This is a genomic window from Hallella seregens ATCC 51272, from assembly GCF_000518545.1.
GTDB classification, from domain to species: Bacteria; Bacteroidota; Bacteroidia; order Bacteroidales; family Bacteroidaceae; genus Prevotella; species Prevotella seregens.
This window is the reverse complement of sequence record NZ_JADU01000012.1, coordinates 97,943-122,989: the sequence shown is the minus strand read 5'-3', so window position 1 is coordinate 122,989 and position 25,047 is coordinate 97,943. Positions and strand designations below refer to the sequence as shown.

Here is a 25,047-nt window from a genome sequence, read left to right as displayed (position 1 = left end):
AAAATATAACATTGTACGTACCTACAATCACCACAAGGCCAATGCCCCACGGCAAATGAAAGCACGACGTCTTGCCTGTCACAGAACGCCTGAAAATGTATCGAAGTTCAAGTAAAACCTGTGAATCTCATCCAAAATGAATCGGACGGTTCTCATTCATACCCAATTCCCCGAAACCCGATAAAAACAGGAACGGGGACTTGCTTCTTGTACTACTACTCTGTCTATGTAAATACTTTCAAAGAACTCTTTCCTAAACGCAAACCGCCACACAGGCGGAAAGCGAGTGCAAAGGTAGACATTGAACCGGAAACAACCAAACAATCAAGCAAAAAAATACAGATGAAAAACAAATTTTTCGCTTTAACGGACAAATAAAGGACACAAAAACAGAAGACACATTATTATATATGTGCGCGAGCGAGGGGCGAAACAAATCGGAAAGAAGTGGTGGACGAAACGATCCATCCTGCATTATCGTCGATAAACATCCTTGGCATGCAATTCGATCACCTTGCCCAATTTCCTGATTTGAGCCATATCCAACTTCCGTTTGTCTCCCACTATCATGGTCACCCGAGGACATTTCTGTATTTCGTCCTCATAGAAACGGGCTATCTCGGCCATTCCCAGATTGCCCAAAGCACCCACTACAGCCCGGGCCGGGTCGTCCGTATATCCGGCCAGACGGCAATTGGCCACCGACCACCCTACCTGCCGGAATGACGGATAGCCATTGTTGACGACATTAACCATGTGTTGCTTGGCTGCGGCAACATTGGCTTCCCGGAGTGGCATGGCCCCAAACAGAGAGTCCAGCACTCCCAAAGCGCGCATCGTCTTGTCGGCCTGGGTTCCCATTCGGGTAAAGTAGGCACAAGGATATGCAGGAGCTTGCAGCAGGTCGGACATCTGCCCCCAGCCTCTTGCATAGTAAGCATAGGCCCTAAATTCCCGAATATCCTGAAAGAGCACAGAAGACATGCCGCCCCCAAAATAGTTGCTCCACAACATGAAGCGTGCCCGTTGATCGGCCGTGCCCAGTGGGGAAACCGTCTGATAAGTCCCCACGATGGTCTGACGGGCTTTCGGATTGTCATAAATATAGACCACAGGCGAGCCATAGCTCCGCACGCTCACGGGCTTGTATTCCCACTTCCGACTGACCTCACCTATGGGAACATACTCGCTAACGGCTGCAGCCACTTCGGTTTCTGCCAGCCGTCCGCTGTACACCACATCCAACTGTTGTCGCTGCAAATCCTTAAACACCTCCACCAGTTGCCCTGCCGACATGCGTTTCAGCTCCCGTGCCGGCCAGCGCATGAGGTATTCAGAGCTGTCTCCAGACTCCGCCATGCCATAAACGGCATCGGCAACATGCGTGTTATCTTTCAGGAAAGTCTTCTCTTCCAGCCTGACGGCTTTCACCAACTCTGCATATTTTCGTTTGTCCGCCTTTGGCCTTGTCAGAAATTCTCTCAGCAATTTGACCGACGGCAACCAGTTACTGTCGAAACCCGTCAACGTCAACATCACCTGCTGCGGCTCCACCGAGAACTCCAGCGAAGCACCCAGCCGCTGCATTTCCCTGCCCAGCTGCTGTTTGGTGTGCCTTTCCGTCCCTATCCTTTCCAAATAACCGGCCATGGCCTCCAGTCTGCTGTCACTCCGAGAACCTTTCCGATAAATCAGCTGAAGGCTGAAAATATCGTTCGTCGGGTTCTTTACCTGATAGAGATTCACCAATGGACGCAGCTGCCGGTGCGAGGCATCGCACTCTACATCCAAGAATTTAGGCCCTGTCTGCACCGTGGGCATTCGGGCCATCTGTTCGGCATAGGCCGACCGTTTTCCTGCATTCGGCGGCGTCACCGGCCTGTAGCCGGGCTGCGAAATGCGCTCTTTGGCATAATGGCCAAACACCTTTTTCACCCTCAACGAGTCGTCGTTCAAATAAGTGCGTGCCACTCTGGCCACATCCTCACGCGTCACCTTGTCTATCTTCTCCCTCTCTGCCAGCACGTCGTCCCATTGCAATCCATGCGAGAAAGCATTAATCATGGCCTTGCTCCGGCTCCCGATGGTTTCGAGATCCAGTTCCTGCGCCCTGACCAGCGACAGTTTTTCGGCTTGCAACACATCGTCCGAGAACGCGCCACGCCGCAATTTATCCACCTGTTCCCAGCACAACCGATCAGCCCGTTTCGCCGAACCAAACGGCAGATTGGGCACAAAACCGAAGCCAAAGATACTGAAATCCTTGAAATCATAGCCCCCGGCCATACCCTCCATGATTCTGTTTTCATGGGTCAGCGAGTCGAGCAGCCCCGTCTGCGTATCATTGGACAGCATGGACATCATCACTTTAAAGGGTAGATAATCGGCGCTGTGCTCCGACGGAGCCTTGAACCCATACCCCCGTGCCTTCACCAAAGGCACCGGCAGCTTGAGCCGCAGCTCCCTGCGCCCGCGCCAGCTCCCCACGCTTGCCGCAGCCGTCCGTGGAGCCTCACCCGCCCGAATGCGGCCGAACGTGCGCTCCAACAACCCCACGACATCGTCTGTCCGAATGTCGCCGCACAGTATCAGGCCCATGTTTCCGGCCACATAATACTGGTCGTAAAACTTTCGCATCTCCGACAGCCGCGGGTTCTTCAGGTTTTCCGTCGACCCAATGATGGGATAGGCATAGGGCGTTCCGGCCAAGGCCTCACGCTGGGCCGCCTCCGCCGCCTGCACAACCATCTGGTCGGCATACATGTTTTTTTCCTCGTACACAGTCTCCAGCTCTCCCTGAAAAAGCCTGAACACGGGATGAATGAGCCTTTCGGAGTTGAGTTCGCACCACTGAGCCAGATACTGGGGGGCAAAACTGTTGTGATACACCGTCTCGTCAAAAGAGGTGTAAGCATTCAGCCCCGTACCGCCATACATGGAGATCAGGCTCTCGAACTCGTTGGGAATGGCATATTCGGCCGCCCGGACAGACAGCTCGTTGATGTGCCGCTGTATCTTCATGCGTGCCGTCGGGTCTGTCGTGCCGGCCAGCAAGTCGTATTGCGCCGAGATACTGTCCAGCCACGGCTTCTCGGCGGCATAGTCCACAGTGCCTATCCGGTCTGTCCCCTTAAACAGCAGGTGCTCGAAATAGTGCGCGATGCCCGTATTGGGACAGTCCTTGGCCCCGGCCTTCACCACCACAGCTCCGAAGACCCGCGGCTGCGCATGGTCTTCGTTGAGCCATACGGTGAAGCCGTTGGAGAGGCGCAGGGTCTTGACTTGCAGCGGCGTTTCGGCACGAAAGGATGCGGCAACGAGGAGGATGCAGAGCAAAAGAAACAGTCTTTTCATAAAATTCGGATGTTGAAATCAATGTGCAGAGGGGGCGGCAAAGGCCCCTTGCAAAATTACTTTTTTTGTGATTCACGGCAAAACAAATTCTCGTTTTTCCCCAATTGATTCTTTCTTTTTCTTGCTTGAACAGCTACAAGCATTGGATTTTTTTGCCTAATTTTGCACGTAAACCCAAAAAACATCCGTATTTATGAAGAAAAAGATATTGCTGTTTGTGGCGATACTTGCTGCAGCCACTGCCGTCCGGAGTCAGGAAAAGACGGCCAAGGACTGGTATCTGTCCCTGCTTCCCAAGATCAAGGCGGAGGTCAAGCCCATGCTTTCCACCCAATGGGGACAGAACGCACCTTATCACAACGACTGCCCCACGGCGCCCGGCAAGAGCGTGCACTGCAAGACGGGGTGCGTGGCCACGGCCATGGCTCAGGTGATGAGGTACTACCGCTACCCCGATCAGGGCAAGGGCACGGTGAACTATTCCTATCAGGACGATGCCGGCCAACTGCAAGCCATCGAAGCCGACCTTGGAAAGAGCAGCTATTCATGGGATTTGATGAGGGACTCCTACCTGCCGACCGACTCCCGCACGGCCGCCGAGCAGGAGGCCGTGGCCCGGCTGATGGCCGACTGCGGGGCCGCGGTGCAGATGGATTACGGGCAGTACGACAGCGGAGCGTTCGACATGGACGTGCCCCAAGCAATGGTCAACCACTTCGGCTACGACCCGGCCATCGTGCACATGAGCGCTTACGAGGAGTTCTCGGACAGTCTGTGGTTCTGCACGCTCTACGAGCAGCTGTCTGCAGGAATGCCTGTTCTGTATGGCGGCGTGACCGAAAGCTACGGCGCCCACAGCTTCGTGGTCGACGGTTACAATGCCGAAGGCAAGTTCCACGTGGTCTACGGGCTGGGCGGCGGCGACGGCTTTTACGACCTGAAACAGATTCCTTACCGCTACGGCAGGTCCATGACCATCAACATCCGGCCGCCCAAGCCCACGGGCATCGGTGCCAAAATGGCGAACAACAGCCGCCATTCCGCCGCCGCCGAGTACTTCCTGATGGACGGGACACGGACAAAAGCCCCCCGCAAGGGCATCAACATTGTACGGACGCAAGGCGGAAAGACACGGAAAATAGCCGTCAGATAACGGCACGACGCCCCCTCGCCTTTCCACCCAAAAGTCATCGTCCACAGGCCGCGAAGCCAATTTTGGTTAAGAATGGCATGCTTCTTGCGGTAAAGTGACAAAAGGATTATATATTTGCAAGCATTCCAATCAGAAACAATTAAAAACAAAAAGAGAATGGAAATACAAGAATTAGAAAGAATGGTGCAGCAGCGCGAGGCCACCCTCTCGTCGGCCTTTCCGGCCCTGATGCGCAAAGTGTATGTATGGATGACGCTGGCCCTGGCCATCACGGGCATCTGCGCCTACGGCGTGGCTACGAGCCCCAGCATTCTCCAACTGATTTACAGCGGCGGGGCCACCATCTGGGTGCTGTTCCTCCTCGAGCTTGGACTGGTGTTCTATACCACTGCCCGCATCGACCACCTGTCGCTTTCCACAGCCACTTCGCTGTTCGTGCTCTACTCTGCACTCAATGGTGTGACCCTCTCGAGCATCTTCATCGTCTACAGCATGGCCTCCATCGCCAAGGTGTTCTTCATCACAGCCGGCACCTTCGCCGCCATGGCGGCCTACGGCTACTTCACCCAGACCGACCTTTCGCGCTTTGGCAGCATCCTCTTCATGGCCCTCATCGGCCTCATCATTGCCTCCGTGGTCAATGTGTTCATGCGCAGTGCCATGTTCGATTTCATCCTGAGCTACGTCGGTGTGGCCATCTTCGTGGGCCTCACCGCCTGGGATTCGCAGAAGATCAAGGAGATGCTTGCACGGCAAGCAGACCTGAGCGAGGGGGCACAAAAGCTGGCCCTCATGGGCGCACTGAGCCTCTATCTCGACTTCATCAACCTGTTCCTCTATCTGCTCCGGATATTCGGCAACAGAGACTAAACCGCAGGAGGGTGTAGCAAAAACCCCGAATGACGGGCACATTGTAGGGACATACGCCTTGTATGTCCGAAAATCGAACGACATGAACAGACACACACGGTGTGCGTCCCTACAATTCAGCCTCGGTAATTCGTTTTAGCACACCCCTGTTATCTCCCCATTTCATTCTACCTTATCCAACTCAAAGCCTCGTGACCATACTTTTTCCACACCACCATCCGGCACTGACAACCTGTGCCAAAAACCTAAATCAGAAATTACCCCCCCCCTTAAAAAACTTAAACGAAAGCTAACAATGCCTAACTTTCGCAGCCTCATCATAGTCCTATGGCTGCTCGCTGTGCCGGCCATCCACGCACAGACCCAACCCAAGGAGCGCAAAATGGCACTCTGGGGACACGTGTTCGACAGCTTCACCCGCGCGCCCCTCGCGGCCCATATCACGCTCATGCGCCCCGACAGCAGCGTGGTGGACACCACCACCTGCCGCACCAACGGCACCGGGACGGGCGGCGATTCGTGGTGGCGCATCAACATTCCGCGGCGCGAGGCCCACTACATCATCCGGGCCGAGCTGCCCGGCTACGAGCCGTGCTACGTCAATTTCCACGCCCACCACATCGGCCGCAACGCCTATCTTGACGCCGAATGGCACTACATGAAGCGGCGGCCGCGCAGCCAGCCCCGCCTCGACGGCGACCACCAGCTGGGCGAAGTGGTGGTGACGGGCACCAAGATACGCATGGTACAACGGGGCGACACTCTCGTGTTCAACGCCGAAGCCTTCAACCTGCCCGAGGGCAGCATGCTCGACGCCCTCGTCCGACAGCTGCCCAGCGCCAAGCTCATGGACAACGGCGACATCTATATCAACGGCGAAAAAATAGACTATCTGACGCTCAACGGCAGCGATTTCTTCAAGGGCAAGAACAAAGTGATGCTCGACAACCTGCCTTATTACACCGTGAAAAACCTGCAGATCTACCACAAGAGCACCGAGCGTAGCCGCTTTCTGGGCTACGACGTGGAGAAGAAAGACTACGTGATGGACGTGTCGCTCAAGCGCGAGTACAGCCGGGGAGCCATGGCCAATGCCGAGGCCGGCGGCGGAAGCAGCAACCGCTTCATGGCGCGGCTCTTCTCGCTGCTCTACAGCGACCGCACGCGCTACAGCTTTTTTGCCAACGCCAACAACGTGAACGAAGACCGACGGCCGGGCGGCGACGGCTCGTGGACACCCGCCAACAGCCCCAAGGGACTCAAAAACACCCGCGAGGCAGGCTTCAACATGCAGACCGAGAACAAGGCCAAGAGCCTCTCCAACCGCCTCGACGTCACTGCCGGCAGAACCTCGCTCAGCGAAGAGCGGCGCGGCCACAGCCAGACCTATGCCGGCGACGGCGACATCTACAGCCAAAGCCGGTTCGCCCGGCAGGGCAAAGTCACCAACCTCAACCTCAGCAACATCTTCACCATGCGCTCGCTGGTTCATGTGCCTTTCAACCTCCAATCGTCCGTCCACATGGACTATCAGCGTACCAACAACCACAAATCCTCCACCGACTCCACGCACCGGGGCGGGCGGCCCATGCTCTCTTCGGCAGCCAACGGGCGCGGCCGGGGCGAATACTTCCACGTCGACGCCTATGCAGACTTCGACAAAAAGCTGCCCTGGGGCGACAACCTGGAGTTCCAGGCCTCGTTCATGTATGAAACATCAAGGCCCGACCAGGACGAGAACGAGAGCCGCACGCGCTACCATGCCCTCGACAGCACCGACCGACGGCACCTCCTGCGGGACCTGCACTACCGCAATTACAACTACCGGGGCAACCTCGACTACGTGTTCAACTTCCCTTCCGGCTGGCGGTTGCGCACCTGGATCAACTACTTCCAGAGCTGGACGAGCCGGCACAACGACCACTATCGGCTCGACTGGCTGCCCACCGCCGGCAGCAACGACCTGCAGCTGGCCGTAGACCGGGACAACACCCGCAACTACACTATCCTCTCGCGCGACCACCCCGTGGGGTTCTGGCTCGGCTGGCAGACCGACAAAGACGGCTACGAGAGCTTCTCCATGCTGCTCAATGCCCACAATCAGCACGACCGCATGCACTACCACGGCGGCACCCTCGACACCGTGGCACGCCGCCACGGCTTCTGGCTGGACCCCGAAATACGCTACAGCTACAACAAGGGCGGCAAGCGCTTGTTCGTCCGATACACCGCGCAATACAAGCTTCCCGACTTTACCGACCTCATGCCGCGCCGCGAAACGAGCTCGGCCAGCCATACGCGCATCAGCAATCCGGGGCTGAAAAGCCAAAGCTCGCACACGCTGGCAGGGAGCTTCTCCATCAAAACCAAGAAGGCAGGATGGTGGGGCATAGGCACGGGCGTGCACCTGACGCACAACGCCTGGGGCACGCAGACCTGGTATGACCGGCTGACCGGCACCTACACCTACCGCCAGGCCAACGTCGACGGCCACATGGCGGTGCAGTGCCGGGTGGACAACACCAGCACGCTCGACCGTAAACAGCGGCTCACCCTGAACGCGAGCCTGACCGAACTATACGACCACAGCGTGGATTTCGACCTGGGCTACAACCTCGACAAGACACCCGACCTGCGCAAGGTAGACAACTACAGGACCATCGGCGAGGCCCGGCTGACCTACGCCCTGGGCAGCGTCACGGCCGCGGTTCTGGGCAATGCCACCTGGTACAGGGCCTCGAGCCGCAGCCAGAACTTCCAGGCCATCAACGCATGGGACTATACTTGCGGGGCCACGCTCAACTGCACGCTACCCTGGCACCTCACGCTCGGCACCGACATCAAGCTGTTTTCGCGCCGCGGCTATCAGAGCAGCGAGATGAACACCAGCGACCTGGTGTGGAACGCACAGCTCTCGCGCACGTTCGCCAAGGGGCGGCTCACGGCCAAGGTGCAGGCCTTCGACCTGCTGCAACAGCTCTCTTCGACCACCTACACCGTCACCGCGCAGGGCCGCACCGAGGTGTGGGAGAAGAGCCTGCCCCACTATGTAATGGGCACCGTGGCCTGGCGATGGCAGAAAAGTCCGAAGAAGCAACCCTGACCTCGCCACCCCGCCCCAACGTTTACGGGCCCATCGCCGTGCGACGAGCCCGTAAACGCCAAACGTTCAGGCCGTAATCGCGTCGCGATTACGGCCTGTTCTTTGTGCGATGACGGCGCAATGGGCAGAGGACCGCCCGGCGGTCACTGCATCACGTCGGGCGGACAGTCCTCGGGCCGGCTGCCCCACGCCTTGTTGGGACGCGGCCCCATGTCGAGCCGCAACGTGCCGCCGCCGGCCAGCATGTCGTGGGAGATGTAGTTGCGGGTATAGGGACGGCCGTTCCAGGTGGCGCGCTGGATGTAGATGTTCTCGGCCGACGCGTCGGGGGCTTCCATCACCAGGCGGCCGATGCGCGCCCGGCGGAACGTGGGCGAACCCAGAATATAATAAGGTGTGGCCGGACAAACGGGATAGAATCCCAGGGCCGAGAAGATGTACCAGGCCGACATCTGCCCGGCATCGTCGTTGCCCGAGAGGCCGCCCGGCAGGTCGAGGTACTCGGTCTGGAGGATGCGGCGCACCAGCTGCTGCGTCTTCCAGGGCTGGCCGGCCCAGGCATACATGTAGGGAATCTGGTGGCAAGGCTCGTTGCCGTGCCAGTAGAAAGCCTCACCCGAAGCACTGCTCAAAGCTCCATCCGAAGCCTCTCCGGCCCCGTCCCGGCCCTCCCCGGTGGAGGATGGGGAAGAAATGCCGAACAACGTGTCGAGCTTTTGGATGAACTTCTCCCGTCCGCCCATCGCCTCCATGAGGCCGTAGATGTCGTGGGGCACGTAGAACGAGTAGTGAATCACGGCCCCCTCGGTGATGAACGGCACACGATTGGTGAGGTCGCGGTTGCCCAGCCAGCGGCCGCTGCGGTGGCGGCCGTCGGCCCAGCCCGTGCGCGGGTTGATGACGTTGCGCCAGTTGCGGGCCCGCTTCATCAGGGCCTCATAGTCGGCCGTGCGGCCCAAGGCCTTGGCCAGCTGGGCGTCACAGAAGTCGTCGTAGGCATATTCCAGCGTGCGGCTCACCTGCTCGTGGGTGTGGAAAGCCTCCTGCACTGAGTCCTCCATCGGGATATAGCCGTAGCGCAGATAGCTCTCGAGGGCGCGTCGGCCCATGCCGTCCTTGTACTCCGCAAAGGTGGCGGGACGCTCGAAAGCGTTGCGCCGCAGCCCGGCATAGGCCCCGGCGAGGTCGAAGCCGCGCGTGCCCCGCACCCAGCTGTCGGCCAGCGCGGCCGCGGCGTGGTCGCCAATCATGGCCGCTGTGTACGAGTTCCAGCAGGGAAAGATAGGCATCCAGCCGCCCTCGCGGTACATCTGCACCAAGCTCTGCATCATCAGGGGCATGCGCTCGGGAGCCACAAGGCTGAGCAGGGGCAGCTGGGCGCGGTAGATGTCCCACATGGAGAAGTCGCCGTAGGCCGTGGCCCCGCTCACGGGGCGGCCCGTGGCAAAGGCTGGGCGGCGGCCGTCCACGTCGCTCATCTCGTGGGGCAGGAAGCTGGCGCGGTAGAGCGCGCCGTAGAACTGGCTGGCGGCGGCCTCGTCGGCAGCCTCCACCGGGAGGGTTTGCAGCCGCTGCTGCCAGATGCTGTCGAGGGCAAGGCGCGTGCCGAGGAAGTCCCACGCGGGCAGCTCGGCCCGCAGGTTGGCCCACGCCCCGTCCACATCGACAAAGCTCGAGGCCGCCCGCACCAGCACGGGCTCGCCGGCCCGCGCGTCGAGGGTGACGTAGGCCACGGTGTCGCGCACGCCAAAGGCCTTGACGGGCTGCTGGAACTCCACCACGAACCAGCCGCTGAAGCCGGCCCGTTCGCCCCATCCCTGATAGATGCGGTGCACGGGATTGTAGCCCCAAATGCAGCGGCGGGCGGTGTCTACGGCCACGAAGCCCTCGCGCTCGTCGCTGTTGGGATGCACGGCCACGTGCATTTCGCCCGAGCGGCCGGGCGTGAAGCGGAAGAGGGCCGAGTGGCTGCGCGCCGTCATTTCGGCCAGCAGCTGTTCGGCCGGCAGGTTGGCGGCATAGTAATAAGGATGGGCCGTCTCGCCGGTGTGGCTGAAAGGCGTGGCCCGCTCTGCGGGGCGCAGCCGCAGGCGGCCCGTCATGGGCATGAGCGTGAACGAGCCGTAGTCCTGCGTGCAGCCGCCCACGAGCCAGTGGCTGGAGCGGAATCCCTGAAACAGCGAGTCGCGGTAGTAGTAGGGCGCCACGCACTTCTGCTCGGTGTCCTGCGTCTGCGGCGTCCAGAACGTGTGGCCGTGGGGCTCGAGCACGGCCGGCAGCGTCTGCCCGTGCTCCTCGGAGCCCTTGCCGTAACGGCCGGCCGCCTGGGTCACGGCATAGTCGGTGCCCACCAAAGTGTTGATGCCCTGCGTGCGGTCTTTCCACAACTGGCGGTCCAGCCACGGGCGGGCGGCCCGCTTCACGGCCGTCCAGCTGTAATAGTCCACGCCGTCCTGCCGGGCCACGGGCTGCAAGGCGGTGAGCCTGGCGGGCAGCTCGTTCAGCCAGAAGCCCACCAGCACGTCGTCGTCGCCCTGTCCCACGGCGGCGTGGGGGGCGGCGCCGGCCCGCCGGCAGAAGAGCATCTGCAGGTTGGCAGCCATCGGCACAATGCGGTCGAGCTCGCCGCGGCCCTCCGAGGGGTCGGCCACACCGAGCAGGCTGAGCAGCCGGTAGAGGGCCGTGTCGTGGCCAAAGCGCAGCGTGGCCGCCGGCCGGCCCGTGGCGAGGGCGGCGTCGGCCTCAGCCGAAATGTGCCGCCACAGGCGTGCGGCACACAGGGCGGGAATGTCGTGGTTGCCGGGCACGCGCCCGTTCTGCCACTTCATGCGCGTGCAGTTCTGCCGGTAGAGGGCCTCCATCTCCTCACGGGTGAAGAGGTCGAAGAGCGAGACGCGCAGCCCGTCCACGTCCTGCATGTCGGTGGCGATGGTGAACACCTCGGAGAAAAGCCGCTCGGCGTCGGCCACGCGGGCCGGTTCTCGAAACACCGCGGCGGCCCACCGCTGGGGCGAGACGCCGAGAGGCACACGGGTGTCGCGTTGCAACAGCAGTTCGTCGGGCGAGTCGTAGCTCATCCAGCGCATGTCGGCCGAGTCGGTCACGGCGGTCAGACCGATCCCCGGGCAGCGGCGGCCCAGCTCCGTGCAGAAAGCCTCCATGCTGCGGCGGCACCGGCCCACCACGCTCGACCGCGCCTCCACGCGCGCCCCCGACTGCATGAGCAGGGGGAAGCGGGCCGCCATCCTGACGGCCAGGCCCTGCTGCTGACGCTCGCCCACGGGCGTGAGCTCGCCGCCGTGGCCGCGCGCATGGTCCCACACGCGGAGCATGCGGCGGCGCAAACTGCGGCCGCGGCGGGTGAGGTTGGCCTCGTCGGCCAGCTGGGCCACGACCCATTCGTAGCGGCTGTCGCTGGGCAACCAGCGCGAACCGTGGCGGCCATAGTGGCTCACATAGCAGGGCACGTAGCCCTGCGGGGCCGTGGCCGCGGCCGGAACAGGCACGGCAGGATAGGCGTAATACACGCCCCCCAGCTGCTCGGGCGACTTCTGGGCCAAGACCGCAACGGCCAGCAACAGGGAGAGGAGGAGGGGAAAGAGGCGTTTCTGCTTCATGGAAAAGGGTTGGATAAGGCGGACGGCGGGGCCCGCAACGTCAGTTTGTTGGATTCAAAATAAGCCAAAATATCCCGAATGCCGCGTGGGCATTAAGGATATTTAAGGAAAAAGGGCGTTTCAGCGCAGCCCATCGGTGGGGGTGCGGGGAGTCGGCGGGATACGGTTGAGCCGCCAGTCGATGCCCAAGGGATTGCTGGCCATGCGCACCACCCAGGGCAGCGGCCCGCGCCGGGCTATCCACATCTCCGTGCCGTCCACGTCGGCCCGAAGGTGTATCAGGCTGTCCGTGCGCCCCTGCTCGCGCCAGGTGATGCCGTCGTAGACCATTTTTCGCGTGCGCAGGAGGTTGCGCCGGGCCCGTCGCGACACCATGAGGAACGTGCCCCGGCAGTCGTAGCGCTTGCCCGGCCGATAGGCACTGTCCCAGCAGAAGCCGCTCCCCTGCTCCACCTCGCGGCGCAGCATGCGGTAGAGGCAGCCGTTGCAGGTCAGCCGCAGCGTGTCGCCCTGCCAGCGGGCATCGAGCGGCCAGGTGCGGAACTGCCGGTTGAGAGTGAAGAACACCTCGCCCGCCGCTGCTGCAAGCCCCTGCTCCGGCGAAGCTTTCCTTTTCGGATTCGGCTTGGCGGGAGAGGAAGACGTGTCATTCCAAGCAGCATCTTCCTGTATTCTGACCGGAGGAATCGTCAGGTAGTGCGCCCCGCGTCGTTCTCCTCCTCCCACAGGAACGGGCTGGGGAGAGGCCGGATACTTCCCCAACATCGCCCACACGAGCCAGCTCGACATGGCCCCGCTGTCGTCGTTGCCGGGCAGTCCGTCGGGGCGGTCGGAGAAATGGTGGTTCACAATTTGCGTCACACGGCGCGCACTCAGGTCGGGACGGCCGATGTAATGATATAAATAAGGTGTGAGAAACGAGGGCTCGTTGCCCACGTTGTAGTGTCCCCGGTCGAAGAATGTGTCGAGCCGGCGGCGGAAAGCCGAGTCGCCGCCGCAGAGGCTGGCGAGTCCCGGCACGTCGTGGGGCACACAGAGCGAGTATTCCGCCGACAGCGCCTCGTAGAAAAAAGTGTTCCACCAAGGCAGGTTCCACGGGGCCGCGTTGGTGTCGGGACGGTAGGGAATGTGCGGGTGGAACAGCTGCGAGCGGCCCCAGGGCACGGAGTCGAGCCAGCGGCCCCGGGCGTCGCGCGGCATGATGAAGCCGCGCATGCCCTGCCACTCGTAGTCGGCCCGCCACAGGTTGCGCCAGTTGCGCGAGCGCGCCATGTACTTGGCATGGAGGTCTTCGCGGCCCAATCCGCTGGCCAGCAGGGCGATGCACCAGTCGTCGTAGCTGTATTCCACGGTGCGCGTGCCGGCCCGCGGCGTGCCGTAGGGGATGTAGCCCAGCCGGTTGTACTCGGCCAGGCCGCCACGGCCCTCCTTCTCATCGTCGGCGGGCAACACCTCGGCGTCCTTCACCATGGCCTCCAAGGCCAGGCCGTAGTCTATGCCTTTCAGGCCCCGCGCATAGGCGTCGGCCAGCACCACCTCGGCATTCGACCCGCCCTGCGTGCGTCCGTTGCAGTCGCCGCTGCGGGCGTCGGGCAGGTAACCGTCGTGCTTGTAGATCTCGAGCAGGGCCTGAACCATCGGCGCGGCCCGCTCGGGATAGTAGTCCATGAGCAGCGGAAACGACGTGCGGTAGGTGTCCCACAGGGCGTAGTAGTCGTCAAAGTAGGGGCCGCCCTCCCATCGCGGGTTCTCGTTGGTCTTGTCTGTGGGCATGAGCAGCGTGTGATAGAGAGCCGTGTAGAACATGCGCATTTCCTTGCGCGTGCCCTGATAGGGGATGCGCGCCAGCATGCCGGCCCACGTGCGGCGGGTCTCGGCCAGCTGTTCGTCGAAACTACGTGACACGATGTTGCGGCGCGCCTGGTCGATGGAGACGTAGGAGATGCCCACTTTGACGTTGGCCACGGCGGCCGTCCACCGCACGAGGGCATAGAAAGACCGGTTGCGGACGGCCGTGTCGGCGGGCAGCGCAGGATCCGTGCCCACGGGCAGCTCGGGCATGAGGGGCGTGTCACTCTGCAGCCAAAAGTACACGGTGTAGGGCCCGCCGTTGTTCCATCCACCCCGAATGGTGGTGGAGCCGCAGATGTCGCGGTCGCCCCGCAGCTCGATGCGCGAGTCCACGTACTGCTGTGCCTCCCGTTTGTCGGGTATGGTATCCATGCCGAGGAACGACGCTGCGTCCACCAACAGCCCATCGGCACGGTGGAAACGATAGAGGGCGCAGCGGTCGGCGGCCGTCACTTCCGTGCGGATTCCGTTCTCGTAGGTGCAGTCATAACAGGCCAACGCCACCCGCTCGTGCTGGCGTCGGCTGGCATAAACCGGCACCGGTGCCCGGCGGCCGTCGGACAGCAGCAGTTCCTTCATCGCGGGACGGTCGGTCTGCCGTATCGGCTGAATGAGAATATTGCCATATTTCTGCCCGCCGCCCGTGCCGCTCACATGGGTCTGCGAGAATCCCTTCACCGCCTCGGGCATCGGGGCCCATCCGGCGTTGGGCATCGAAACAGCATCGGGCCCAGGCTTGGCCATGCCGAAAGGCATGCACGGCCCCACAAACACCCGCCCCTCTCCCTCGCTGCCAATGAGCGGGTCTACATGGCCGGCACACGACTCTGCCTCGCTCAACAAGCGGGCAAAGACCTCCGGACGGTCCAGATTCACCAAGTCGGCCCCACTGCCAATGACCTGTCGGAACTGGGAAACATCGTCTTCCTGGCACGCCGCCATGACCCGGATGCCCTGCCCATGACAGTAATCCAACAACTCTTGTGTGATGTTTTGAGGAGCCGTCTCCACGTAGGACGGACGGCATCGAGCCTGCCAATACTTCACCCGCGCCACGTCATTGGCATTGACTTTCACCTTCATTTCCGGGGCAAGACGCACGAATTCGTGCAGCATCCGCTCGTCGGCAAACCAGAAAAAACTGCTGTCGGCATAACCTTGGGCACGCACCAGAGCTACCAGCCGAGGGATGGGTGTGCCACGCTTCACGTCAAAAAACACACGGGCACGCCCACGCAGATGGTCGAGCATCTGGGCAATGGTGGGCACGCGCATGCCTCGACACGCCGGCGAAAACCAGCTGCCGGCATCCAGCCGCCTCACAGCGGCGGCGGTCATGCGGGCAATCGGGCCATGCCCGTTGGTGGTGCGGTCGAGCGTTTCGTCGTGCAGATTGAAGAGAACGCCGTCCCGGCTCGGTCTCACATCCACCTCAATCCAATCGGCGCCATACTTCAACGCCGAGTCGGCCGAGGCAATTGTATTTTCCGGAGCCAGTGCATTGGCTCCGCGATGCACCACCACCTCCATCCTTTGGGCCGAGACTCCCAGCGAGACCAACGTCACGTACAGAAAGAAAATAGGCCTCACCATCTGCAAATATATTCTTAACATCAGGTTCACAGCATGAAAGCGGGCTGGCCGGAAAGGCCAGCCCGCAGATTGAAAAGATTGATTTCGTCAGAATTAATAGCCCTCGTTCTGCTTCCAGCGGGGGTTGGAATTCAGCATGTCTCTATGGATGGGGAACACGCGGCACGTCTTGTCGAAGCGGGCCGTGGGGAAATCCTTGTAGTGAGGAAAGTATTCATCCTCGAAGTGTCCGAAGCGAATCATGTCGTTGCGCCGCCAGTTCTCATCGAAAAACTCGCGTCCACGCTCCTCGTAGATTTCTTCGAGCGAGGGGTTGTGGTCGAGCAACGGGGCATGCACATAGGCACGAATCTGGTTGAACAGCTTGCGGGCCTCGGCCTGGTCGCCGTTGCTGCGCACGAGTGCCTCGGCTTTTGTGAGGAGGATGTCGGCGTAACGGAAGATGGGCAAGTCGTTGCTTTGGTTGCGACCGTTCTTGTAATCATCGTTGATGACAAACCACTTCACCGAGCGGTAACCCTGTGACCAGCCGGTCAGATTGTCGCCCACGTCGATCGTAGACTTGTCAAACATCGGATCGAGAGTAATGTCTTGATGGAGCACCAACGGTTTTCCACTGCGGTCGAGACATACCCGACTCGTGGGTAACAGCGTCTCGGGGTCGTACACATGCACCGTATCGCCGATGATGCAAAGGTTTCGCTCGTCGCCCGGCAGGTTGAAGAGCCTGACAAATTCAGGCGTCAACGTCATGTAAGCACCACCCGAATTGGCGAGGTTCATGCCGTAATAGCTGGGCTTCAACGACTTTACATCCTTGTAAGACTTGGATCGACCGTACTGCATGCCCGTGGCATCGTAGGTGTCGTAAGGCATCACATAGATGAAGTCTTTCACGTTGAGGGCCGTGTTGTTGGGGCCGAACTTGAAGCGATAAGCCATGGAACCCAGGTTGAACTTACCCGAATTGATGATGTCGTTGCACACGTTGATGCAGGCTTGGAGCTTCTCATTCCGGGCCGTGGCGGCATCATAGTTCTGCACAGAGTCGGCCGTATAGACGGGCCAATTGATGTAAAGCTTGGCGAGCAGGGCCTGGGCCATGTACTTGGTGGGCTTGCCGTAGGTGTCGCTATTGAGTTCTGTAGGCAGCTTCGGGACAATATCCAACAGCTCACTCTCGATGTACTTGGCCACTTCGGCACGTGGCTGACGCAGCTCGATGTCCAAATCCTTGCGGCTGTGGTCCACAATGGGCACATCGCCCCAGCAGTCCATCATGATGAACTCGAAGAAAGCGCGCATGGCCCGGGCCGAAACCTTGTACTTTTCATCGGCCGTCTCGCTGTCGATGACCTCGTTGGCCTTGACGATTCCTTTGCCAAGCTCGCCCATCCAGTCTATCGTTGCATCCTCTTTGGAATAGGCATGCAACGATGGATGGGCGTAGGCACCACCGTCAACCCAGCCTCCACCGTAGGCCACGGAAGTCCACTCGTCGCTGGAGAGAGCCATGGCCTCCATATAGCGGCGGCCAAACGGACCGCGCATTTGGAAGTAAATATCCGCCATATTGGCCTCGACGGCAGCCTCACTACCCGGTGCAGTCGTGTAAAGCGAGTCTACTTTAACATCCAAATCGGTGCAGCCGGTAGCCAGCACCGCGAGGCCGGCTGCAACAAAAGTCTTTATATTCTTCTTCATTACCGTATCATCATTAAAGAATTAGAAAATCACCTTGACACCCACAAGGAATGAACGCGTGTGGGGATAGTTGCTCCAGCGATACTCTACGCCCGGCGAGGTGCCGCCCATATTGACTTCCGGGTCGATGCCCTTATAGCCGGTGATGGTGAACAGGTTGTTGCAGGTGGCGTAAATCTGGAGACTTTGCAGCCAGTCGTCGAAGTGTTTGAAGGTGTAGCCCACCGTCATCGTGGCCAGGCGCAGGTAAGAACCATTCTCGATGAAGCGTGTCGAGGGGATGTTGTTCAGGTTGTCGGTGACCGGACGGTCGGTGATATACTCTTTCAACACGTTCTTGCCGCCCGAGAAGAAGTCGGGAGCGGTGTAGTGGGCACGCGTTCCATTGTAGATCTTGTTGCCGAACACGCCGGTGAAGAACACGGTGGCCGAGAAATCCTTGTACGCCAAAGTGTTGTTCCAGCCGAGGTTCAGCTTGGGCTGTGCACAGCCCGTGATGGTGCGATCCTTGTACTCCGGCTTGCTGGTTGTCTTGCCGGTGCGCTCCCCTGTCTCGGCATCGCGTTCGTAATAAGCGGGCACACCTTTCTCGTCGTAGCCGGCAAACTCATAGGTATAGAACGTGCCGAGAGGCTGTCCCTCGATAATACGCTGGGTGTAACCCTGCGACGACACGCCGGCAACCATGGGATCGCCCTGGTCGAAAGTGCCCACTTGGTACTTGTCGTTCGACAAACGGTCCACGCAGTTCTTGTTGTGGGCCAGGTTAAGCGTGGTCGTCCAGTTGAAGTTCTTGGTGCGCACGGCATTGATGTTGACGGTGAACTCCACGCCTTTGTTGGTAATTTCGCCCACGTTGGCCGCAATGCTGCCGAATGAATAGATGATTTGCGACACCGGGTAGTCCCAGATAAGGTCTTTCGTTTTCTTGTGATAGAACTCAAGACTACCATTGATTCGGTTGTGCCAGAACGCATAGTCGATACCCACATTGAACATTCCCGTCGTCTCCCATTTCAGGTCGGGGTTGGCCAATTTGGTGGTACCCAGGATGGGCCAACTATTGCCTTTATAGCTGAACACCGAGCCTTTGCCGCCGTAAGTGCTCAAGGCCGTATAGGCTCCAAAGCCCAGCGCATTGCCACTGACACCATAGCCCACGCGCAGCTTCAGGTTGTCGAAGACGTGTTGGTTCTTCATAAATTCCTCCTCCGCGATGTTCCAGGCAGCCGACACCGAGGGGAAGTAGCCCCAACGATGGCCTTTGCCAAACACCGACGAGCCGTCGCGGCGCAGCGTGGCCTGCAGCATGTACTTGCCATTATAGGAATAACTGGCACGGCCATAGAACGAAATGTTGCGCACCGTCTCCTTGGTGCCGCTCTGTACAGCCGGCATACCGTCGATGGCTCCGGCGTAGGTGAGCTGGTTCCACTTCAGATAGTCGTCGAAGAAATTGTGCACCGTCAGGCCAAATCCATCGTTAGAGGTCTTCTCCTCCCATGAATAACCGGCCATGAGCTGGAGCTTGTGCACCTTGGCAAACGTCTTGTCGAAGTTGAGATAGCTCTCGAACGTCTGCTCGTGACCCAGGAAAGTGGAGCGCGTGGCGCGACCGTTATAGTCGCTGATACCCTCCAACTGGGTGTTGTGCGTATCATAGGCGCTGTGGGTGTGCTGATAGTGATTGTAGGAATAGTTGGCATTCCAGAGGAGTCCGTCTATCAATTTCAGCGTGCCCTTGGCGATAAACTGCGTGCGCTTCCAGATATTCTCCGAAGTGTCCTCGTGGATAAGCGACAGCGGATTGTAGTTTTTCGAGCCCGACCCCTTGGACCACGTGCCGTCTTCGTTGGTTACAGGATTCAGCGGCAGGAAGTAGTTCATGGCGTCGAGCACCGAGCCGCCCTCGTTGTTCATGGGTACACCCACGTGTTTGCCGTACATGGAGTTGATGCCCATCGACAGATCGAGCCTGTCTTTGAGCACCTTTGTCGAGATGAGCGAGCGCAGATTCAAGCGGTTCATATAGGAGCCCTTGATGACTCCCTCCCTGTTCATGTAGTCGACGCTGGCCATATACTTGGTCTTTGACGAGCCGCCGTTGATGGCAACATTGTGGTTATGGCTCACGGCCGTGCGCAGCACCTCGTCCTGCCAGTCCACATTGCCGCCCTTGTCGTACTCGTATTTGAGGTTGTTTTTCGCCACATAGTTGCGGATGTCCTCGGCCGAGGCCATGTCGAGGGTCTTGGAAATGTGGTCAAAGGCCACGTAGCCGTTGTAGCTCACGTTGGTGCGCTCGGTCTTTCCACCGCTTTTGGTGGTGATGATGATGACGCCATTGGCGGCCTTGGAACCATAGATGGCTGTGGCTGTGGCGTCGCGCAGCACGTCGATGCTCTCAATATCGTCGGGCGACACCATCGAGATGTCGACGCCGGGAATGCCGTCAATGACGTAGTAGGGCGACATGGCGGCCCCCGACCGCAGCGAGGAAGCGCCGCGAAGGGTGATGCTCGACGAGCCGTTGGGGTCGCCGTTCGACGTCACTACGAGGCCGGCCACCTTGCCTTGCAGCATCTGTGCAGGGTCGGTGAACACTCCTTGGTTCAGGTCTTCGGCCTTGATGGTGGTGATGGACGAGGTGACGTCCTTGCGGCGCATGGTTCCGTAGCCCACCACGACCACCTCGTTGAGCATGGCGTTGTCTTCTTTCAGGCTCACGCTCTGGCCTGGCGTGATGACCTGGTCGGCGTAGCCCACATAGGACACCTTGAGGCGGGCGTTGGGTTTGGTGGTTTTCAGCGTGTAGCGGCCGTTGGCATCGGTCACGGTGCCGTTGTTGGTGCCCTGCTCCATGACGGTCACACCGATGAGCGGTTCGCCGTTGGCATCACTGATGACACCGGTCTTCTGGCTCTGTGCCATCGCCACTGTGCTGCAAAGCAACAGGCCGGCGGGGAGCAAGGTCCGCCACAAGGCTGTCTTCACGGGGTTTTGTACATCTTGCATAATTGCTGGTTTAAAGGTTGTATAAATGTTGTTGGATAGGCGGGGAGGGGGTGAAGGTGAGGCTGGGACAGGCCATGACAGGAGGGGAGGGGCCGGGGGCGAGGCTGGGACAGGCCATGATAGGAGGGGATAGGTGGTGATAAGAGGTTATAGGCTATGATAGGGCGAGGACGACAGACAAGCCCAAGCAGGGCGGCGGACTGACCCAAGGAAAGCGCCAAGCAAGCTCAAGCGGAGCGGCGGACTGGCGGACCAGGGCGATGGAGCGACCACAAGCGGGGCAGAGGGCAAGCTCAAGCGGAGCGGCGGGCTGGCGGGCCAGGGCGATGGAGCGGCCACAAGCGGGGCAGCCGGGGCGCGGGGCGAGCCGATAGAGCGGGTCCAGGCGGGGCGGCAGCCCAGCTGTGCGGGACCAACGGGCGGCGGGCCACGGGGCCGGCTCAGCGCACGAGCTTCACCTCGAGCTCGCAGTCGGTGGCCTTCGACGACCACGAGTCCATGCCGCGAGTCTTGACAAAGCCGTCGCCGCGGCGGGGCCGCAGGTCGAAGAAGCTGTTGTCATAGGAAGTGACACGCACGCGGCGCAGGCGCACATTATTGAAATACACACGGTTCACCTTGCCCATCACGTCGCCGCCCACGAAACATCCGTTCTCGGAGGTGGCGAAGATGTTGGTGAAGTAGATGCGGCTCACCTCGCCGCAACGCCCTTGTGTCTCGCCCTTGGGGAAGCGCCAGTTGGCGTCTTTATGGTTTCCGTCGGCGCGGGGATAGGAAGTAACGTAGATGGGTTCGGCCTTGCCCCACCACACATCACTCCACAGCCGCAGGTCCATGACGATGTTGGAGAACGACACATCGGTCACCGTGCCCTCGTCTCTGTTCTGTATTCCCAGGCCGCGGTTGCTGCCGGTGATGACGCAATTGTCGATGGTGACGTTGCAAATAGAGTCTACATTTTCCGACCCTATCTTGATGGCGCACGAGCGCGACGACATGGTGCAGTTGGTTACAGTGATGTCACGGCAGGGCCCGTAGGCTGCAAACTCACGCCGGTTCTTCAGGCAGATGCAGTCGTCGCCCGAGGTGATGTGGCAGTTGGCTATGCGCACGTTGCGCGAGTGGTCGATGTCGATGCCGTCGCCATTGCGTATCTTCAGGTTGTTGAGCAGGTTGACGCCGTCGATCACCACGTCGTTGCAACCCACGAGATGCACCGTCCAGTAGGCCCCCTCGCGGATGGTGACGCCGTGAATCTGCAGGTTTTCCACCCCGATGAGCGTGAGCACGTGGGGCCGCGGGTCGAAGGTGGTGGTGGGTTTCAGCTCGTAGGAGTCGGCCAACTCGCGGCCCATGAAGCGGATGCCGTTGCCATGGATGGTGCCACGGCCGCTGATGCGCAGGTTGCGCACGTCCTTGGCCCAGAGCCACATCATGCCCTCGCCCTCGTTTTCACCGAATGCACTCTTGTGGTAGACGGCCTCGTCGGGGTTGGCCAACAGCGTGGCATCGACGTCAAGACGGAGCTCCACGTTGGTCTTGAGCTCCACGGGGCCGGCCAAAAACGTGCGGCCCGTGGGGAAGTAGACCTGGCCGCCGCCCGCCGCCGAACAGGCGTCCACGGCACGCTGAATGGCCGCCGCATCGTCTGTGCGGCCGTCGCCGAGGGCGCCATAGGCCGTCACGTCGAACACTTTCACCTGCCCCGAGACCGAAAGCAGAGGCAGCAAGAGGGTGATTAAAGTTAGTAAAAGTTGTCGCATCAGGGATTGGTTTTGCTTGCAAAAATAAGAAAAAGATATGGTCCTGCAAAGTTTTCGGCCGCTTTTTTCCCGGCCCTGGGCATTGCGCCACGCCGTCGCGTCCCTGCGACGAAGCCACAAATGCCTTGCGACGAAGCCGTAAACGCGACGCGACAACGGCGTAAACGCCCTGCGATTGCGGTGCAAACGCGACGCGATGACGGCGCAATCGCAAGGCCGCAACGTCCCCTTCACAGGACCGCCATTCGGTCACGGCGCAGCTGTGGCCGAATAATTATGCCCCATAAAAATGCAATTCGCTCACAAATTATCCGCTAAACGCGCAAAAATATACCGTTTCGTTTGGAAGATTCCCCAATATTTTGTAATTTTGCAAGCAGATAAAGCATAAAAATACGACGCATGAAGATCAAAGACCGACGGCTGGAAGCCATCAAGATGATTATATCGAGCAAAGAGCTGGGCAGCCAGGAGGAGGTGCTGCGCGAGCTGAAACGCGAGGGTTTCCAGCTGACACAGGCCACGCTGAGCCGCGACCTGAAACAGCTCAAGGTGGCCAAGGCGGCCAGCATGAACGGCCAGTACGTCTACGTGCTGCCCAACGAAACGATGTACCGGCGCGTGCGCAAGCCCCTCTCGGTGGCCGAAATGATGCAGACGCCCGGGTTCCAGTCGATCAATTTCTCGGGCAACATCGGCGTGATACGCACGCGGCCGGGCTATGCCAGCAGCATCGCCTACAACATAGACAACAGCAACGTGCCCGAGATACTGGGCACCATCGCCGGAGACGACACCATCTTCATCGTCCTCAAAGAGGGCGTAGACCATGAGGCCCTCATCCAGGGAATCAACGACATCGTAGACATTCAGAGCTGACAAATGGAAGAAGTGAAGGTGATGGTGGCCGACGAGTCTCACGTGAGATACGTCGACACCATCCTGACAACCATAGCCGAGGCCGCCAAAGTGCGGGGCACGGGCATTGCCAAGCGGTCGCCGGAGTACGTAGCCACGAAGATTCGCGAGGCCAAGGCCGTCATCGCCCTGCAGGGAGAGAAGTTTGCAGGCTTCAGCTATATCGAGACTTGGGGCAACAAAACCTACGTCACCACCTCGGGTCTCATCGTCCATCCCGACTTCAGGGGGCTGGGACTGGCCAAGCGCATCAAGAACCTGACGTTCACGCTGGCGCGCATGCGCTGGCCCCACGCCAAGATATTCTCGCTCACGAGCGGGTCGGCCGTGATGAAAATGAACACCCAACTGGGCTACCACCCCGTGACCTTCAACGACCTGACCAACGACGAGGCCTTCTGGCGGGGCTGCGAAGGCTGCATCAACAAGGACGTGCTGCACCGCACGGGCCGCAAGTTCTGCATCTGCACGGCCATGCTCTTCGACCCCGAAGAGCACCTCCCGGCCAAGCTGCCCGAGGAGGTGATGCAGCGGATAAGGCGCATCGACGGAAAGGCAACCCCCTGAAAGCCGGAAAAAACCGGGCAGCAAACAACGAAAAGAGCAAACAACGAAACAACAAAAGATATGGAACAGAAAAAGAAAGTGGTCGTGGCCTTCTCGGGAGGACTGGACACATCGTACACCGTGATGAAACTCGCGCAGGACGGCTGGGAGGTCTACGCCGCCTGTGCCAACACCGGCGGATTCAGCGACGAGCAGCTGAAGCAGAACGAGGAGAACGCCTACCGCCTGGGAGCCACTCGCTACGCCACGCTCGACGTGACGCAGGAGTACTACGAGAAGTCGCTGAAATACATGATTTTCGGCAACGTGCTGCGCAACAACTGCTACCCCATCTCGGTGAGTTCGGAGCGCATCTTCCAGGCCATAGCCATTGCACGCTACGCCAAGGAGGTGGGGGCCGACGCCATTGCCCACGGCTCCACGGGGGCGGGCAACGACCAGATACGCTTCGACATGACGTTCCTGGTGATGGCCCCGGGCGTGGAAATCATCACCCTCACCCGCGACCACGCCCTCTCGCGGCAGGAAGAGGTGGACTATCTGAACCGGTACGGCTTCGAGGCCGACTTCACAAAGCTGAAGTATTCGTACAACGTGGGCATCTGGGGCACCAGCATCTGTGGCGGCGAACTGCTCGACCCCACGCAGGGACTGCCCGAGGAAGCCTATCTGAAACACGTGACGGCCACGGACCCGGAGGCCGAGCTGCACATCGGATTCAAGGAGGGCGAGATCGTGAGCGTGAACGGAGAGCCGTTCAGCGACAAGGTGAAGGCCATCCAACGCATTGAGGAAATAGGCGCCAGCTACGCCATCGGGCGCGACTGCAACGTGGGCGACACCATCATTGGCATCAAGGGACGCGTGGGCTTCGAGGCCGCCGCGCCCATGCTCATCATCGAGGCCCACCGGCTGCTGGAGAAGTCGGTGCTCTCCAAGTGGCAGCAATACTGGAAAGACCAGCTGGGCAACTGGTACGGCATGTTCCTGCACGAGAGCCAGTATCTGGAGCCCGTGATGCCCGACATGGAGGCCTTCCTGCAGAGTTCGCAGCGCCACGTCAACGGCACGGCCATCCTGAAGCTGCGCCCCTACGGCTTCCAGACGGTGGGCGTGGACTCCGACGACGACCTCACCAAGTCGAAACTGGGCGAGTATGGCGAGATGCAGCACGGCTGGACGGCCGAGGACGCCAAGGGCTTCATCAAGCTCACGGCCACGCCGCTGCGCGTGTTCTACGGCATGCACCCCGACGAAGAACGGTAGGGCGCGGCCGTTTGGCCCCCGGGCTGCAACTTCCCGAGAGTGCCGCGCGTCAAAAGCGAAACAACCATTAACATGCAACGAAGATGACAGGAAAGAAACTGATACGTTCAAACGACAAGTGGATAGCAGGCGTCTGCGGAGGCATCGCCGAGTATTTCGACTGGGACCCGGCCGTGGTGAGGCTGGCCTGGGTGCTGCTCACGCTCTGCACCACCGGCTTTCCGGGCTTCATTGGCTACATCATCCTGTGGATGTGCATGCCTAAACAATGAC

The 25,047-nt window shown here is 60.2% G+C and carries 13 protein-coding genes; 7 read left to right on the top strand and 6 right to left on the bottom strand.

What is annotated here, in order from left to right:
* Positions 1-474 precede the first annotated feature (474 nt).
* Positions 475-3,354, bottom strand: a complete 2,880-nt coding sequence (locus L888_RS0105795) for a M16 family metallopeptidase (protein WP_027952200.1) — start codon at positions 3,352-3,354, stop codon at positions 475-477.
* 193 nt (positions 3,355-3,547) lie between these two features.
* Between L888_RS0105795 and L888_RS0105790 the strand changes: the two genes are divergently transcribed.
* The 3 genes from L888_RS0105790 to L888_RS0105780 all read left to right on the top strand — a co-directional run bounded on the left by L888_RS0105790 (position 3,548) and on the right by L888_RS0105780 (position 8,480).
* A complete protein-coding gene (locus tag L888_RS0105790) occupies positions 3,548-4,507 on the top strand; it encodes a C10 family peptidase (protein WP_027952199.1) in 960 nt (319 codons plus the stop codon).
* Between the two features lie 156 nt (positions 4,508-4,663).
* Positions 4,664-5,377 carry a Bax inhibitor-1/YccA family protein gene (locus L888_RS0105785; RefSeq protein WP_027952198.1) on the top strand — a complete coding sequence of 238 codons (714 nt, stop codon included), beginning with the start codon at positions 4,664-4,666 and terminating at the stop codon, positions 5,375-5,377.
* 295 nt (positions 5,378-5,672) lie between these two features.
* Positions 5,673-8,480 (top strand): carboxypeptidase-like regulatory domain-containing protein, encoded by a 2,808-nt coding sequence (locus L888_RS0105780; RefSeq protein ID WP_027952197.1) that lies wholly within the window; start codon positions 5,673-5,675, stop codon positions 8,478-8,480.
* 143 nt (positions 8,481-8,623) lie between these two features.
* On the opposite strand, the gene L888_RS0105775 is transcribed toward L888_RS0105780, so the two are convergent.
* The 5 genes from L888_RS0105775 to L888_RS0105755 form a co-directional block, all read right to left on the bottom strand.
* On the bottom strand, positions 8,624-12,097 hold the full coding sequence (locus tag L888_RS0105775) for a GH92 family glycosyl hydrolase (RefSeq protein ID WP_027952196.1): 3,474 nt from the start codon (positions 12,095-12,097) through the stop codon (positions 8,624-8,626).
* A 120-nt stretch (positions 12,098-12,217) separates the two neighbouring features.
* Positions 12,218-15,562: a GH92 family glycosyl hydrolase gene (locus L888_RS13440; RefSeq protein ID WP_027952195.1), complete on the bottom strand. Its 3,345-nt coding sequence runs from the start codon at positions 15,560-15,562 to the stop codon at positions 12,218-12,220.
* A 72-nt stretch (positions 15,563-15,634) separates the two neighbouring features.
* Entirely contained in the window at positions 15,635-17,245 is a 1,611-nt protein-coding gene (locus L888_RS0105765) for a RagB/SusD family nutrient uptake outer membrane protein (protein ID WP_027952194.1), read from the bottom strand.
* 21 nt (positions 17,246-17,266) lie between these two features.
* Entirely contained in the window at positions 17,267-20,260 is a 2,994-nt protein-coding gene (locus tag L888_RS0105760) for a SusC/RagA family TonB-linked outer membrane protein (protein ID WP_027952193.1), read from the bottom strand.
* Positions 20,261-20,700: 440 nt separating this feature from the next.
* A complete protein-coding gene (locus tag L888_RS0105755; protein WP_027952192.1) occupies positions 20,701-22,023 on the bottom strand; it encodes a glycoside hydrolase family 28 protein in 1,323 nt (440 codons plus the stop codon).
* A gap of 402 nt (positions 22,024-22,425) precedes the next feature.
* Between L888_RS0105755 and argR the strand changes: the two genes are divergently transcribed.
* The 4 genes from argR (at position 22,426) to L888_RS0105735 (ending at position 25,046) form a co-directional block, all read left to right on the top strand.
* Positions 22,426-22,902: an arginine repressor gene (gene argR, locus L888_RS0105750; protein ID WP_005845836.1), complete on the top strand. Its 477-nt coding sequence runs from the start codon at positions 22,426-22,428 to the stop codon at positions 22,900-22,902.
* Between the two features lie 3 nt (positions 22,903-22,905).
* A complete protein-coding gene (locus L888_RS0105745) occupies positions 22,906-23,508 on the top strand; it encodes a GNAT family N-acetyltransferase (RefSeq protein WP_027952191.1) in 603 nt (200 codons plus the stop codon).
* A gap of 60 nt (positions 23,509-23,568) precedes the next feature.
* Positions 23,569-24,774 (top strand): argininosuccinate synthase, encoded by a 1,206-nt coding sequence (locus L888_RS0105740; protein WP_027952190.1) that lies wholly within the window; start codon positions 23,569-23,571, stop codon positions 24,772-24,774.
* 83 nt (positions 24,775-24,857) lie between these two features.
* Complete coding sequence (locus tag L888_RS0105735; RefSeq protein WP_027952189.1) at positions 24,858-25,046, top strand: PspC domain-containing protein; 189 nt, start codon at positions 24,858-24,860, stop codon at positions 25,044-25,046.
* Position 25,047 lies beyond the last annotated feature (1 nt).

Coding starts and splice junctions, on each gene's coding strand:
- L888_RS0105795 (WP_027952200.1), bottom strand. CDS start 3,354: ATGAAAAGACTGTTTCTTTTGCTCTGCATCCTCCTCGTTGCCGCATCC.
- L888_RS0105790 (WP_027952199.1), top strand. CDS start 3,548: ATGAAGAAAAAGATATTGCTGTTTGTGGCGATACTTGCTGCAGCCACT.
- L888_RS0105785 (WP_027952198.1), top strand. CDS start 4,664: ATGGAAATACAAGAATTAGAAAGAATGGTGCAGCAGCGCGAGGCCACC.
- L888_RS0105780 (WP_027952197.1), top strand. CDS start 5,673: ATGCCTAACTTTCGCAGCCTCATCATAGTCCTATGGCTGCTCGCTGTG.
- L888_RS0105775 (WP_027952196.1), bottom strand. CDS start 12,097: ATGAAGCAGAAACGCCTCTTTCCCCTCCTCCTCTCCCTGTTGCTGGCC.
- L888_RS13440 (WP_027952195.1), bottom strand. CDS start 15,562: ATGTTAAGAATATATTTGCAGATGGTGAGGCCTATTTTCTTTCTGTAC.
- L888_RS0105765 (WP_027952194.1), bottom strand. CDS start 17,245: ATGAAGAAGAATATAAAGACTTTTGTTGCAGCCGGCCTCGCGGTGCTG.
- L888_RS0105760 (WP_027952193.1), bottom strand. CDS start 20,260: ATGCAAGATGTACAAAACCCCGTGAAGACAGCCTTGTGGCGGACCTTG.
- L888_RS0105755 (WP_027952192.1), bottom strand. CDS start 22,023: ATGCGACAACTTTTACTAACTTTAATCACCCTCTTGCTGCCTCTGCTT.
- argR (WP_005845836.1), top strand. CDS start 22,426: ATGAAGATCAAAGACCGACGGCTGGAAGCCATCAAGATGATTATATCG.
- L888_RS0105745 (WP_027952191.1), top strand. CDS start 22,906: ATGGAAGAAGTGAAGGTGATGGTGGCCGACGAGTCTCACGTGAGATAC.
- L888_RS0105740 (WP_027952190.1), top strand. CDS start 23,569: ATGGAACAGAAAAAGAAAGTGGTCGTGGCCTTCTCGGGAGGACTGGAC.
- L888_RS0105735 (WP_027952189.1), top strand. CDS start 24,858: ATGACAGGAAAGAAACTGATACGTTCAAACGACAAGTGGATAGCAGGC.